10 protein-coding genes are annotated in these 14,446 nt (G+C 36.1%); 6 read left to right on the top strand and 4 right to left on the bottom strand.

Annotation, left to right across the window (positions count from 1 at the left end; genetic code table 11):
* Window positions 1–105: 105 nt before the first annotated feature.
* Window positions 106–444, bottom strand: coding sequence for a hypothetical protein (locus C8J95_RS07910; RefSeq protein ID WP_078722174.1), 339 nt, complete (start codon window positions 442–444; stop codon window positions 106–108).
* A gap of 49 nt (window positions 445–493) precedes the next feature.
* Complete coding sequence (locus C8J95_RS07905; protein WP_107807869.1) at window positions 494–1,474, bottom strand: hypothetical protein; 981 nt, start codon at window positions 1,472–1,474, stop codon at window positions 494–496.
* Between the two features lie 119 nt (window positions 1,475–1,593).
* Between C8J95_RS07905 and C8J95_RS07900 the strand changes: the two genes are divergently transcribed.
* A complete protein-coding gene (locus C8J95_RS07900) occupies window positions 1,594–2,745 on the top strand; it encodes a formylglycine-generating enzyme family protein (RefSeq protein WP_107807868.1) in 1,152 nt (383 codons plus the stop codon).
* A 12-nt stretch (window positions 2,746–2,757) separates the two neighbouring features.
* Entirely contained in the window at window positions 2,758–4,275 is a 1,518-nt protein-coding gene (locus tag C8J95_RS07895) for an arylsulfatase (RefSeq protein WP_107807867.1), read from the top strand.
* 47 nt (window positions 4,276–4,322) lie between these two features.
* Here C8J95_RS07895 and C8J95_RS07890 read toward each other — a convergent pair whose 3' ends face one another.
* Both C8J95_RS07890 and C8J95_RS07885 read right to left on the bottom strand, forming a co-directional pair.
* The gene (locus C8J95_RS07890) at window positions 4,323–6,014 is read right to left on the bottom strand and encodes a RagB/SusD family nutrient uptake outer membrane protein (protein WP_255412747.1); all 1,692 of its coding nucleotides are present in this window, start codon (window positions 6,012–6,014) and stop codon (window positions 4,323–4,325) included.
* Between the two features lie 40 nt (window positions 6,015–6,054).
* Window positions 6,055–9,042 (bottom strand): TonB-dependent receptor, encoded by a 2,988-nt coding sequence (locus C8J95_RS07885; protein WP_059324219.1) that lies wholly within the window; start codon window positions 9,040–9,042, stop codon window positions 6,055–6,057.
* Window positions 9,043–9,405: 363 nt separating this feature from the next.
* Between C8J95_RS07885 and pfkA the strand changes: the two genes are divergently transcribed.
* The 4 genes from pfkA (at window position 9,406) to C8J95_RS07865 (ending at window position 14,443) form a co-directional block, all read left to right on the top strand.
* The gene (pfkA, locus tag C8J95_RS07880) at window positions 9,406–10,392 is read left to right on the top strand and encodes a 6-phosphofructokinase (RefSeq protein WP_107807865.1); all 987 of its coding nucleotides are present in this window, start codon (window positions 9,406–9,408) and stop codon (window positions 10,390–10,392) included.
* Window positions 10,393–10,424: 32 nt separating this feature from the next.
* Entirely contained in the window at window positions 10,425–11,429 is a 1,005-nt protein-coding gene (gap, locus tag C8J95_RS07875) for a type I glyceraldehyde-3-phosphate dehydrogenase (protein WP_009087903.1), read from the top strand.
* A gap of 184 nt (window positions 11,430–11,613) precedes the next feature.
* Window positions 11,614–13,848: a TonB-dependent siderophore receptor gene (locus tag C8J95_RS07870; RefSeq protein ID WP_107807864.1), complete on the top strand. Its 2,235-nt coding sequence runs from the start codon at window positions 11,614–11,616 to the stop codon at window positions 13,846–13,848.
* A 142-nt stretch (window positions 13,849–13,990) separates the two neighbouring features.
* Window positions 13,991–14,443: a 6-carboxytetrahydropterin synthase gene (locus C8J95_RS07865; protein WP_059343671.1), complete on the top strand. Its 453-nt coding sequence runs from the start codon at window positions 13,991–13,993 to the stop codon at window positions 14,441–14,443.
* Window positions 14,444–14,446 lie beyond the last annotated feature (3 nt).

The raw sequence follows: 14,446 nt of genomic DNA, 5'->3' as shown, positions 1-14,446 counted from the left end.
TGAGCAAACTACATATTCATACACTACGACATGAATACATCTTACCAATACACAATTCAACGTTTCTACTTTATGCGACTATAAGAATACAAACCGCTATATACGCTAAACAAATGGAGGTCCCCGTAAAGAAAAATAAGTTTTTGCTTCTAAGAAGAATTTTTGCTGATAGAAATAAATCTGCTCTGCAAAAATCTGAGAACTGAATAACTCTAATGAAAAATCAAAAGATTCATAAATCTGATGACTTCCCATAAGATGACAAGAAAGACAGTCATTAACATTTGGCTGGAAAGATTTTTCCATTTTCACTTTCGTTCCTGTACCAAACGTGATATCTGCTTTATGAGTATGCAAAAATCCCGCAAAGAAAACTACGAAGGCATATATGCCAACGATAATCCCTGCTACAAGCTTTTTATATTGCCCGGAATCTTTTTGCATTGCACAAATATAATAACTTTATATGAGTAATATCTATCTGCGGAAGAATCTAATGATTAAATATATTCGGAATTACAATTTTTTCAGGTTTTTCATCACTATACATAATATCAGTATAGCCTTCCCGACGTAGTGCTGGTATATCAATCAGTTGTACAACCTTTTTGTAAATAGCCTGATAAACAATGCCTTTTTCATTTGTGTATGAAACATCGAATCGTACTTCCGGCTGATCGTTTACCAGAAGTCCGGTTTGTCTTACATTTCTTATTTCTGCAGAAACCATTTTGCCGGCATACAATAATTTTTGTTCCCATTTCTTCCCAAACATCAAAGGTTTGAGTAAAAACTGATAGACAGCAACAAAAAGCAAAATCATAAAACCTGTAAAAATAATCGGATGCATGAAAGTAAGAAATTGCCATTCGTGTCCTTTTGAATCCCGATCGTAAAAATAAATATACAATCCCGCAACATAAGCCAACAATAAGACAAAGCCCAGTGACCTATACAGCATACCGCTGTTGTTATATTTTGTCTGTTGTCCTTTCAGAATAAAATATGGTGTATGTTCTACATTTCTGTTCAGCAGAATGTCTATTTCTTTACCTTTTGCAAATCTGTTTTCTTCGGGTTTAATATCCACAAAGAAATGACTATCTTCAATAGGATAATTATTGAGATTATTAAAACGAAGATTTAGCTGTAGTAATTGTTGATTTTTTAATGTTTCATTTTTCAGTATAATCTGACTTGTAATAATGGCCTTTCTTTCAATACCGTTTTTAGCAATATTCTGTATGACTTTCTTATCTTTTACAGGCTGTATTAAAGACTGATTAATGAAAAACCAGAGGATATATCCCCAAATAAGAACTGATAATCCTAACCAGAACCATGACCAAAACAATGAACTCTCCGGCATATAGGTATCTGATGATTCATCAGTTGCCATATAGATAATAATGGGAAATGGTATACAAAAAAATAAAAGATACAGTCCCCAAAAGATGAGCATTCCTTTCTTCATACTTAAATTTCTTTACTAAAATAACACTTTTAACCGTAGTTTAGTATGTACAGCCTGAAAATGTGGATAAGTAGAAAAACAAGATTTAATAGAATATTTGCTATTTTTGAAAAAAAACCATGACCTCTATTCAACGGCTAATCTATGTCTGTATAAGCTTGACAGGAGTTGCATACTCCGGCATTGCGATGGGACAAACAAATACTACAAAGCTTTCTTGCTGCGAAGTTTCCGGTAGCAAAGCCCGGCAAATTACTTCACAAAAAAAAGCAAACTCACCTGCTACAACAATTTCATTAAAAGATAAAAGCTCCGCAGACGTAACGAACAAAATGGCTTTAATTCCTGCCGGCACTTATATGATGGGTTCTAATGGTGATGAATGGTCCCGTAACTGGGAGTCACCTCAGCATAAAGTTTCGGTAAAATCCTTTTATATGGATACACATGAAGTTACCAATGCTGAATTCCAAAAATTTGTAATTGCCACTGGCTATATTACTACCGCTGAAAAACCTGTTGACTGGGAAGCGTTGAAAAAAGAACTGCCGCCCGATACTCCTAAACCTTCAGATGAAGATTTAATGCCTGGATCTATGGTTTTTGCTTCTCCTGAATCGGTAAACGGATTAGAAGATTACTCACAATGGTGGCGTTGGGTAAAAGGAGCTGACTGGCAGCATCCGCTTGGTCCGGGAAGCAATATAAAAGGTAAAGAGAATCATCCGGTTGTACATGTTTCCTACTATGACGCTGTTGCATATGCAAAGTGGATAGGAAAACGTCTCCCTACTGAGGCTGAATGGGAATGGGCGGCACGTGGTGGTTTAGATAACAAAATTTACCCGTGGGGCGATGAGCACATAAGCAGTGGCTCTCAGAAAGCCAACTACTGGACAGGTACATTCCCGATAAAGAACACAGAAAAAGATGGTTATTATTATACTGCCCCGGTTGGGTCATATGCTCCAAATGCTTACGGCCTTTACGATATGGCCGGAAATGCCTGGGAAATATGCTCAGATTGGTTTAGTGAAAATTACTATCAGTCTTTGCAAGGAAATCAAATAACCAACAATCCTATAGGACCATCGAAACCTTATTACCCTTCTGAACCTTTTGCGAACAAAAGAGTCGTACGTGGCGGAAGCTTCCTGTGTAATGATTCTTACTGTGCCAGCTATCGGGTTTCAGCAAGAATGCCTTATTCAGAAGACACAGGTATGGTACACACAGGTTTCAGATTAGTAAAAGATCTCGAAACCAAATAAAACTAATTAACCATGAATAAAATCTTAACTCTGCTTTTAGGCCTATTGACAATAGCTAATGTTAATGGCCAGAAAAGCAAAAAACCAAATGTCCTTATTATTTATACAGACGACCTGGGTTATGGAGACCTCCATTCATACGGAGCAAAATCTATTAACACACCCAATATCGATGCTCTTGCTAATAATGGACTAAAGTTCACTAATGCTTATGCTACAAATGCTACCTGCACACCATCACGCTACTCACTTCTTACAGGAACATATTCCTGGCGCAGGAATGATACCGGAGTGGCAAATGGTGATGCTTCTCTCATTATTAACGAGGACACTTATACATTAGCCGATCTCTTCAGAGATTCAGGATATGCTACAGGAGTTATTGGTAAATGGCATCTCGGGATAGGTGATAAAGAAGGACCGAACTGGAACGGTACATTAAAACCAGGTCCTTTAGAACTGGGTTTTAATTATTCTTATATTATGGCTGCAACTCAGGATCGTGTACCATGTGTGTATATAGATGGACATCAGGTAGAGAATCTGGATCCTGCCGATCCTATTACGGTTAATTACAAAGGTCCAATTCCGAACGCTAACATACCAACCTATAAAGAGCATCCGGAGTTATTGGAGATGACTTCTTCTAACGGGCACAACAACTCAGTTATAAACGGAATCGGACGTATTGGTTATATGTCCGGAGGAAAAGCTGCAATATGGGATGACTACAGTATGAATGAGCATTTCGCCGACAAGGCCAGTAAATTCATTACCGAACACAAAGATGAACCTTTCTTTCTGTACTATGCTACTCCGAATATCCATGTACCCAGAACTCCAAATAAAAAGTTTGCCGGAAAAAGCGGAATGGGGCCGCGTGGTGACGTCATTCTGGAATTGGATTATTGCGTAGGTCAGGTAATTAAAACATTGGATAGTTTAGGCATTAGAGATAATACACTTATTGTCTTTAGTAGTGACAACGGTCCTGTAATAGATGACGGATACAATGATCAGGCAAAGCAACTTTTAGGCAACCACCGCCCGGCAGGAAACCTTAGAGGTGGTAAGTATAGTATATTCGAAGGTGGAACCCGAATTCCTTTTATTGTAAATTATCCTAAAAAAATAAAAAAAGGAGAAACCAACACACTTATCAGTCAGATTGATTTATTCGCATCTTTTGCATCTCTGAATAAACAAAACCTGAAACAAGGACAGGCTTTTGATAGCTTCAATATGCTAAATCAGTTATTAGGAAAAAGCAAAGAAAACAGACCATATCTGATAGAAGATGCATATGGAATTGCTATTATTAAAGACTCCTGGAAGTATATTAAGCCTAATAACAGAAGTTCGTATCTAAAAGAAACGGAAACCGAATTAGGTAACAATCCCCAGCCTCAGCTTTATGATCTCCGAATCGATGAGGAAGAAAAAATAAATGTTGCGGCAAAGCATTCCGAAAAGGTAAAAGAACTTGCTGCTCTTTTAGATGAAGTTATGAAGAAACCTATAAGTCAATAAATACATCAAAAATAAAAACCGCTTCAAAAGAAGCGGTTTTGTTATAATTACCAACCTGGGTTTTGTTCAATTTTAGGATTTTTGGCAATTTCAACTGTTGGTAAAGGCCATAAATAATCTTTCTTAGGGTCAAATTTCCTTGCACTAGAAGGTTGTAATATAATATACTTATTTGAATCCACGATAGTAGATGTATCCCACCCTCCTGTTGTAATATACTCATTAAATAAGTAACTACCATATAAAGTCTGAGGAAGTTCTGTTTCTGCTGTTTTCCATCTTATTAGATCCCAATAACTAAAACCTTCATAGGCTAATTCTATTCTTCTTTCTCTCCTAATCTCTTCTTTCATATCTAGCCCATTAGCCGTTACAAAAGCATTGCTTAATTTAGCCATAGAAACGTAATTAGGAACTGCATCTGTTCCAATATTGACCTGTGGAAGTCTTGCGCGAAGCTGGTTAACCGTTCTATCAAGATCTGAGTCCGAAATAGTCCCATTAAGTTCATAAATGGCTTCGGCATAAGTTAATAGTACTTCAGCATAACGTAATACCGGACGATCTATGAATGATCTTTGATAAGTCCAATCATTCTTGTTAGCATATTTACGAATACCATAACCACTTCTCTGATATGTTGGGTTTGGAGTTGTATAATCAGATGTTGCAATAAACTCATCACCGCGTTTAAAAAGTGTAAATGACATTCTAGGATCCCTTTTCTTAAAAAAATCAGCATGTGTCATCGTTGCATCTGGTGATTTATATAAAGATGATTTTGTAATTGGCAATCCATCTGCCATTAAATACCGGCTTACAAAATTATTTGTTGGCACAATATAACTACCTTCATAAATACGTTGTGTAAGATGAGAAACTACATTATTACTAGCATCCACACCATAAATACGTACTATAATATTCTCTTTATTGGCTCTTCCATCTCCTTTTTCTTGGAAAAGATTATAATACGCATCATTTAGTTGCTGTCCATTAGTACCAACTGTTGGAGTACTAAATAAAGTATGCTGCCCGGAGTTCATAACCTTTTCAGCGCATTCCTTCGCAATATTCAAGTGTTTTGCGGGAGTTCCATAGCCATGATATTTACTTCTTGTACCTTCAAACAATGCAATTCTAGCCTTGAATGCTAAAGCAGCAGTATTCGAAATCCTACCATATTCGCCCGCCGTATTTAGCTGATCCGGCGTTCTAAGAACGCTTATTGCATAGTCCAGATCACTATAAATGAGATCTAAAATTTCATCTCTTGTTGCACGAGGTTTAAACACATCGGGATCATCAATCTGCATGGTCTTAGTAATAAGAGGCACTCCTCCAAATCTTTTAAACATTTCAAAATAATACCATGCTCTGAAAAAACGAGCTTCTCCAACATATTGATTCACCACTGTAGCATCAGCACCTTTAGCAATGACTTTAGGTGCTTTTTCTATTAAATTGTTTGCTTGAAAAATACCATAATAACTATAGTCACCAGTAGTAGTAGGAGCTACTCTGGACCCATCACTTATATTATTAGCATTATTATTAGGATAGGCATCTGCAGACCAGTTATCATTTGTTTCTGCAAGCCCTGGCAACGTTGTATAAAAATAATTTGCTGCTAACCTAACATCAGATGCCGAGTTCCAAAAGTTACCATCTGAAACCGAAGTTTCAGGGAATCTATCTGTATTACATGACACTACCGAAGTTAATAATGGTAATGTCAATAAACTTATATATATAATATTTTTTTTCATTTTTTTCTAATTAAAAGTCAATATTTACACCTAGAGAAACTGTTTGGGCGAAAGGATAGCCTCCAACAACTCCTTGAGGTTGTTCTGGATCAATAGTTCCTTTAAACACCCCCAGTTTAGAAAATGTTAATAAATCTTCACCAGAGATGTAAATCCTCATACGGGAAATCGGCATATTCTTTAATGCCTCTTTGGATAAAGAGTAGCCCAATTGAACATTCTTCAGTCTTGCATAGGCTCCATTAATAAACCATTTATCAGAATTTACAAAATTATGATCCCCCGTAAGATAAGGTCTTGGGAAAGCAGCATTAGGATTATCAGGTGTCCAGTAGTCCATTTGGAATGTCATTGGTAAATTCCAAGGTTGAATTGCAGGCTGCATTAATTCATTCCCAGGTTTAAATCTCCGTTTAGCAATTCCTTGAATAAAGAAACTAAAATCAATATTCTTATAATTCATGGCAACATTAAATCCAAATTGATATCTTGGATTTGTATCTCCCAGATAAACTAAATCTCCATGATCAGCTAGTGTTCCTTTTCCAGGACTAATTTCCCCATTTCCATCGATATCTATATAACGAACATCTCCAACTCCTGGTACTCCAGCTTTATTCAATAGTTTTTTGTAACTAGGAGCTTTATCCACCTCACCTTGATTTTGGAAATACCCATCAGTCTTATACCCCCAAACCGAATTCAATGCGTACCCTTCTACTAAACTATTAACACCTGCGTTAATTGAATTACTTGTTCCTCCATACCATAATAATTTATTTTGACTATCAGATACATTTGCAGTAATACTATACCCAAAATCTTTTCCGATTTTATCTTTGTAGTTTAAAGTAGCTTCCCAGCCCCAAACTTTTAATCTCCCTGAGTTTTGCTTTGGAGTGCTAATACCAATTGTTGCCGGCAAACTCACAGGCACCAACATATTGTTATTATACTTGTTATAATAATCAAAAGAACCTGTTAACTTGCGATTCAATAAAGAAAAATCGATTCCTAAATTTCTGGTCTCAATAGTTTCCCATCCTAGTAATAATGCAGGAAGGCTATTTTGATATACATAAGTTTGCCTTCCATTCCCTAAAACTAAACTTGTTCCTGTAGACAATTGTGATATATAATCATAATAGCCTATACCAACATTAGAGCCTACTTTTGCCCAAGAAACTCTTGGCTTAAACTCATTCAATATATTTCCAGAAATTTTATCAAACCAGGATTCCTTTGCTATATTCCAGCCTAATGAAAATGATGGGAAAATTTTGATTCGATCACCATCTGTCAATCGTGAACTTTCATCACTTCTTATCGTTGCTTCGAATAAATATTTTTCTTTATAGTTATAATTAAATCTACCAAAATAAGACTGCATAATATCAGAATTTACGCCTTCTGCATTAGACTTATTTGCAGCATCAGATGTAAATCCTAAACTTGGATTATCATTAACAAATAGATTTTTAGTACTTCCCTGTAAGTAGCTATATCTATATTTCTGTAATTGATAGCCTCCCAAAATGTGGAAATTATGACCTCCTTGTAATTTCAAATCATAATCAACCATTCCCTGAAAATTTTCGGTAACAGTCTTATAATTAGTAACAGAATAATTATTTGGATCATTTAACTTTTTAATAGAATTTGCTGTTGGTCCCGCATAATAAGAAAGTGTTCTTCTAAAATTCTTATTTTCTTGATCTGTAGTTTCTCTACCATAAACTAATTTAAAATCTAGACCTTTAGCTATATTAGTAATAGTAGCAGTGATATTATTAAAAAAGTTTTCCTTTCTATCTCTGTTAAATCCACCATCTTTAAGTAAGGCATATCCAAAATAAGATGAAGTTCCACTTATATAATAACTACCATCAGGATTAAAAATAGGAAATCTTAATCTTGAATTATACATCTGTCTAAAAATACTATTTCCACCACCTTCTAACCCATTACCTCCATCTTGTGGATTATCGGTAGCTTGTGATGTATAAGCACTACTAATATCAAATTTAAGATAATCATTAACTTTAGCAGAAACATTAATTCTAGCATTCCAACGGGAAAATAAATCCTCTCCTACTTTAAAAATTCCATTTTGTTGCATATTCCCAATGGAAGCCATGTAAGTAACTTTTTCATTCCCTCCAGAGATCTGTACATTATTGTTTATCAATGTATAAACATCTCTTAGGGTAGCTTTTATAAAATCTTGCTGATTATACGTTCTCCACAAGTTATTTGTAGGGTCTAAAACAAACTCTATCCCCCTACGAGCATAATCAAGATCATCATCTTTATATTCTGGTGCCAATCCTGCATTTTTTCTTGCAAGATTCATGTATTCCATTTCTTCTATTAGCGTTAAACGCTTTGGAAGATTCATAGGGCTTTGGAATCCCATATTACTCGAAAAAGAAATTCTTGCTTTTCCGCTCTTTCCTCTTTTTGTTGTTACTACTATTACACCACCAGCTGATTGTGCTCCATATATAGCCGTTGCTCCTCCATCCTTCAACACACTAATACTATCAATATCATCCGGATTTAGAGAAACAAATGTTGACTCTGAGCTCACAACTCCATCTATTACATATAGCGGATTAACATTGCCACTAGCAGACGTAACACCTCGGATTTGTAAGTTTAATCCTTGTCCTCCAACTTTCCCTGATGTCCTAGTTACTGTTAATCCTGGTGCTGCACCTTGTATCATATTAGCAACTGTTGGTGACGGTCGATCTTCTAACATTTTACTATCAATTGTAGAAACTGCAGTAGTCAGATTAGTCTTTTTTTGCTTTCCATATCCGACGACAACCACTTCATCTATAGTTTTTGCTTTCGTAGTAGTGTCCGATTTTTTCGTACTTTCTTTTCGATTAGGAGTTTGCTGAGCCATGGCCATTTGTACTCCTGAAGTAGAGAGAAAAAAGGCGATAGCAACCTTCAGGTAATTTGAAGGCACCATTGGGTGAATTCTCATAATTCGTTAATTTTAGGTTAATTAGTTTGTTAATTTTAAACGCAATCTAAATAAATTCGAACCCCAATATTAACATTACGTTAACTTTTTACGAAAACGTTTTAGTAAAATTCAAACCCCTGAAATAATGGCCTAAAAAACAATATCCCAATTTTCATATATTCTTGTTTTTTACCAATTTTATGCATTTTAGCAAAAAATAAATCCCCAAAAATGCCATATAGACAATACAAAACCCAAACTTTTATATTTTTGTATATAAATTAAGTTTCACTATATTTACCGAAACAATCATCAAAATAGACAAAGGAATGTGTAAAAAAATTCCTTTTTTATCCGTAAATTCGCATTATATATTTTTTTATGACTGAATCACAGGTTAAAAAAATCGGAGTATTGACTTCCGGAGGTGATTCTCCGGGAATGAACGCAGCTATTCGTGCTGTAGTCAGAACTGCTAATTATTATCATTTAGAATGTTTCGGAATCCGTGAAGGCTATTCAGGCTTAATGGAAGGCAATCTTACCAAGATGGGTGCCCGTTCCGTAAAAAATATCATCAACCAGGGCGGTACTATTTTAAAATCTGCCCGTTCTCTGGAATTTAAAACTAAAGAAGGGAGACAAAGAGCTTTTGAGCAATGTCAGAAAGCTGGTATAGACGGATTGGTCTGTATCGGTGGAGACGGTACTTTTACCGGAGCGAAAATCTTCTGTGAAGAGTTTGGTATAAAAGTAATCGGTGTACCGGGTACCATTGACAATGATATCTTCGGTACCGATAATACTATAGGATATGACACTGCACTAAACACTGCAATGGAGGCTATAGATAAGATCAGAGATACCGCAACTTCTCACAACAGAGTATTCTTTGTAGAAGTAATGGGGCGTGATGCTGGTTTTATAGCGCTAAACAGTGGTATTGCAACCGGAGCTATAGATATTCTGATTCCTGAAAGAGAAGATAAAATTGAAGATCTTTTTGAAAACTTCAGAAAAGCTGAAGGAACCGGAAAGTCTTCAAGTATTGTGGTTGTTGCTGAAGGAGAAAAACTGGGTAACATATATGATCTTGCTCAGAAAACAAAAGATGAATTCCCGGAGTTCGATATCAGAGTATCAACCTTAGGGCATATCCAAAGAGGAGGTTCTCCAAGCTGCGCAGACAGAGTTCTTGCAAGTCGTCTGGGATATGGTGCTGTAGTAGGACTTATGCAGGGTTACACCAATGTAATGGCTGGTATAAGAGCCAACGAATTGGTTTATACTCCTATAGAGGAAGCCATCAGAAAACATAATGAAATGAATGGCGATTTAATGAAGATCGCCGAAATCCTTGCCATATAAATTATTTACTAATCAATTAAATTTATTTTAAAATGTCAAAAATCAAAGTAGGTATCAACGGATTTGGTAGAATCGGACGTCTTGTATTCAAAGCAATGACTGAAAGAGACAATATTGAGGTAGTTGGTATCAACGACCTAATCGATGCAGAGTACATGGCTTACATGTTAAAGTATGACTCTGTACACGGGCAATTTAAAGGAGAGATTTCTGTAGAAGGTAACGACCTTGTTGTAAACGGAAACAGAATTCGTGTAACTGCTGAAAAAGATCCTAACAACCTTAAGTGGAATGAAGTTGGGGCTGAATATATCGTAGAATCTACTGGTTTATTCTTAACTAAAGAAAGTGCACAAGCTCACATTAACGCTGGTGCTAAAAAAGTAATTCTTTCTGCACCTCCGAAAGATGATACTCCAATGTTCGTAATGGGTGTTAACCACAACGAACTAACTGATGATATCAAAATCTTATCTAACGCATCTTGTACAACTAACTGTTTGGCTCCTTTAGCTAAGGTTATCCACGATAACTTTGGTATTGCTGAAGGTCTAATGACTACTGTTCACGCGGCTACTGCTACTCAGAAAACTGTTGATGGTCCTTCAATGAAAGACTGGAGAGGTGGACGTTCTGCACTGAACAACATTATCCCTTCTTCTACTGGTGCTGCTAAGGCTGTAGGTAAAGTTATTCCTTCTCTTAACGGAAAACTTACAGGTATGTCTTTCAGAGTACCAACTGCTGACGTTTCTGTAGTAGACTTAACTGTAAGATTAGATAAAGCTACAACTTACGATGAAATTTGTGCTACTATTAAAGCTGCTGCTGAAGGTGAATTAAAAGGAATCCTTGGTTATACTGAAGATGCTGTTGTATCTCAGGATTTCGTAGGAGAAAAGAGAACGTCAGTATTCGATAAGGATGCTGGTATCATGTTATCTCCAACATTCGTAAAATTAGTTTCTTGGTATGACAACGAAACTGGTTACTCTAACAAGTTAACAGATATGTTAATCCACTCTGCTTCTTTATAATTAAGATCAGAATTCAGATAAAGAACGCTTCCATTCGGAAGCGTTTTTTTTATTCCATAGAACAAAACTTTCAAAGCCATTTTTTCTTTTTATATCTCAATATTTCAAATTAAAAAAAAATAAATTTTTCTTTTAAAATATTTTTGTTAGATTTGTCTAACTTTTTAACTACACAGATATAACAATGAAGAAGTTTTATGTTTCAGTTTTGGCATTATGCAGTCAATATGTATTTTCACAAGGCTCTATAAAAGACAGTCTTAAAGAAAATAGTATAGATGCTGTTGTAATGACAGGGCTTTCCAAAAAAACATTTGTAAAAGATAATCCGTTACCTATCAAAAGAATTACGGCCAAAATGATGGAGAAAACAAATGAGACGAATATTATAGATGCTTTGGTACAAAACACTCCCGGGCTGGTAGCAGTAAAAACCGGACCGAATGTATCAAAACCTTTTATAAGAGGCTTAGGCTATAACAGAGTACTTACTCTATATGATGGGCACAGACAGGAAGGACAACAATGGGGAGATGAGCACGGAATAGAGGTAGACTCTTACAACATTGCTCAGGCAGAAGTCATCAAAGGACCATCCAGCCTAATGTACGGATCAGATGCCATAGCCGGAATTATTAGTTTCTTCCCTTACATTCCCGTTACACCCAATACAGAGTCTCTGAAGGCCACATCAGAATATCAGACCAACAATGGTATGGTGGGAGCAGGTTTTCGTTGGGCTGCTAATAAAAACAACTGGATTATTGCTACTTCAACTTCACTAAGATTTGCAAAAAACTATAGAAATAGTGTAGACGGAAGAGTTTATAATACCGGATTTAATGAGAAGAACTTCTCATTATTATTAGGTTATCAGAAAGGGAATAATTATTCTCATTTCAATATAACCTATTATGACAATGAGCAGGGAATTCCTGATGGCAGTAGAAATCCGGAAACACGACAATTTACAAAACAGATTCACGAGGCCGAAGAAGATGTAATGGAGAAAAGACCTATAGTAAGCAACAAAGAGCTAAATTCCTACAGCTTGTCACCATTACACCAGAACATACGACATCTGAGAATTTATACCAATAACCATTATGAGACATCCATTGGTGATTTTTATGCTAACGTTGGTTACCAAAGAAATAACAGAATAGAATATAATCACCCTACTCAGACATCCCAGGCCGGAATGTTTGTAAGACTAAACACCTTAAATTATAGTTTTAGGTTTATTCCGAACAATACCGGGAACTTTGAATTCAGCTTTGGTGCAAACGGAATGTTGCAAAACAACAAAAATAAAGATGCAACCGATTTTCCTATTCCCAATTACAACCTGACAGATACAGGTGTATTTGCTTACGCAAAATGGTCCAAAAACCGTTGGAATGTGAGTGGAGGTGTTAGATATGATCATAGAAATCTTCGTTGGGATGACTTCTATGTTGCGGCTAATCCCACTACAGGTTTTGACAGACAGGTTTCTGCAGGGACACCAGACGCAAATCATCAGTTTAGTGCGTACCAGAAAAAATTTAATGGTGTATCGGCAAGTTTGGGAGCAAGTTACAAACTGGCTTCACAGTTGTACATAAAAGCCAATATTGGTAGAGCATACCGTGCGCCGAATATTACAGAAATGGCTTCAAACGGTCTGGATCCGGGTGCTCACATCATTTATTTAGGAAATAAAAACTTCGATCCCGAATTTTCATTCCAACAGGATTTAAGCCTTATAGCCAGCTACCGTGATTTCTCCGGAGAAATTAATGCGTTCAATAATAATATGGACAACTTTATTTACCTTACTATGCTATTGGACAAAGATGGGAAACCACAAACCGATGCACAGGGAAATCGTACTTACCAATACCAACAGGCAAAAGCCCGACTATATGGATTAGAAGCATACTTTGCCCTGCACCCTCAAGCTCTAAAAGGATGGACACTAAGCAATAGTATCGCATTGGTATATGGTTTTAATAAAAATCCGGAATTCAAAGATAAAGGCACAAACGGAGAATATCTACCATTAATAGCACCTTTAAAGTGGCTGGGTAAACTGGAGAAAAATTTCACGCTCCAGAAAAATAACTGGAAAAATATTACTCCGATGGTAGAAGCAGAATATAACGCTGAACAGAACAGATATCTTGGTCTGAATCAGACTGAATCTTATACTCCGTCATATTTCCTGATGAACATCGGAATTTCATCAGAATGGAAAGTGGGAAACAAAAGCAGTCTGATGTGCAATTTACAGGTCAATAATGTTTTTGACAGAGCCTATCAATCACATCTTAGCAGATTAAAATATTTTGAACCACAGGAAACAATAAATACAGGACACAGAGGCATTTATAATATGGGAAGGAACTTTGCTTTGAAGTTAGTTTTCAGTTATTAGTTTGAGCGAGTTGATGTTGACAGTGAGTCCGGATACATGGAAAAACAAATGACATTACCCCGCCCTTATATTCAGGGCAACACTTTCATGTAACTTACAGGCTTTACTGTCAACTCTCAACTCATATTCGTATCTTTGCCACATGATTCGTATTACTAAGATTTTCACGTTTGAAACTGCTCATGTACTTTACAATTATGATGGTAAGTGTAAAAACATGCATGGACATTCCTACAAGTTATTTGTTACCGTAAAAGGGAAACCTGTTAACGATTTAGACAATCCTAAAAATGGTATGGTTGTAGATTTCGGCGATATCAAAAAAATTGTAAATGAAGAAGTTGTAGATATATGGGATCACGCAGTACTAATCAATGCAAATTCTCCACATAAGGAGCTGGGGAATGAGCTTGAAGGAAGAGGGCATAAAGTTATTTACTGTGGTTTTCAGCCTACATGTGAAAACATGCTGTATGAAATTGCTGCAAAAGTACAGGCAAAACTTCCTTCGGAAATTTCTCTTGCTTATCTTAAGCTTCATGAAACCGAAAACTCTTATGGAGAATGGTTTGCCGAGGATCAATCTGAAAATTAATTT

It is taken from the genome of Elizabethkingia sp. YR214 (assembly GCF_003058195.1).
Taxonomy (GTDB): Bacteria; Bacteroidota; Bacteroidia; order Flavobacteriales; family Weeksellaceae; genus Elizabethkingia.
Note: the sequence above shows the minus strand (reverse complement) of the source record. Positions and strands in the feature narration are given on the sequence as shown.

Bases quoted from the DNA above. Each gene is read 5' to 3' on its own strand.
- C8J95_RS07910 (WP_078722174.1), bottom strand. From the start codon at position 444: ATGCAAAAAGATTCCGGGCAATATAAAAAGCTTGTAGCAGGGATTATC.
- C8J95_RS07905 (WP_107807869.1), bottom strand. From the start codon at position 1,474: ATGAAGAAAGGAATGCTCATCTTTTGGGGACTGTATCTTTTATTTTTT.
- C8J95_RS07900 (WP_107807868.1), top strand. From the start codon at position 1,594: ATGACCTCTATTCAACGGCTAATCTATGTCTGTATAAGCTTGACAGGA.
- C8J95_RS07895 (WP_107807867.1), top strand. From the start codon at position 2,758: ATGAATAAAATCTTAACTCTGCTTTTAGGCCTATTGACAATAGCTAAT.
- C8J95_RS07885 (WP_059324219.1), bottom strand. From the start codon at position 9,042: ATGAGAATTCACCCAATGGTGCCTTCAAATTACCTGAAGGTTGCTATC.
- pfkA (WP_107807865.1), top strand. From the start codon at position 9,406: ATGACTGAATCACAGGTTAAAAAAATCGGAGTATTGACTTCCGGAGGT.
- gap (WP_009087903.1), top strand. From the start codon at position 10,425: ATGTCAAAAATCAAAGTAGGTATCAACGGATTTGGTAGAATCGGACGT.
- C8J95_RS07870 (WP_107807864.1), top strand. From the start codon at position 11,614: ATGAAGAAGTTTTATGTTTCAGTTTTGGCATTATGCAGTCAATATGTA.
- C8J95_RS07865 (WP_059343671.1), top strand. From the start codon at position 13,991: ATGATTCGTATTACTAAGATTTTCACGTTTGAAACTGCTCATGTACTT.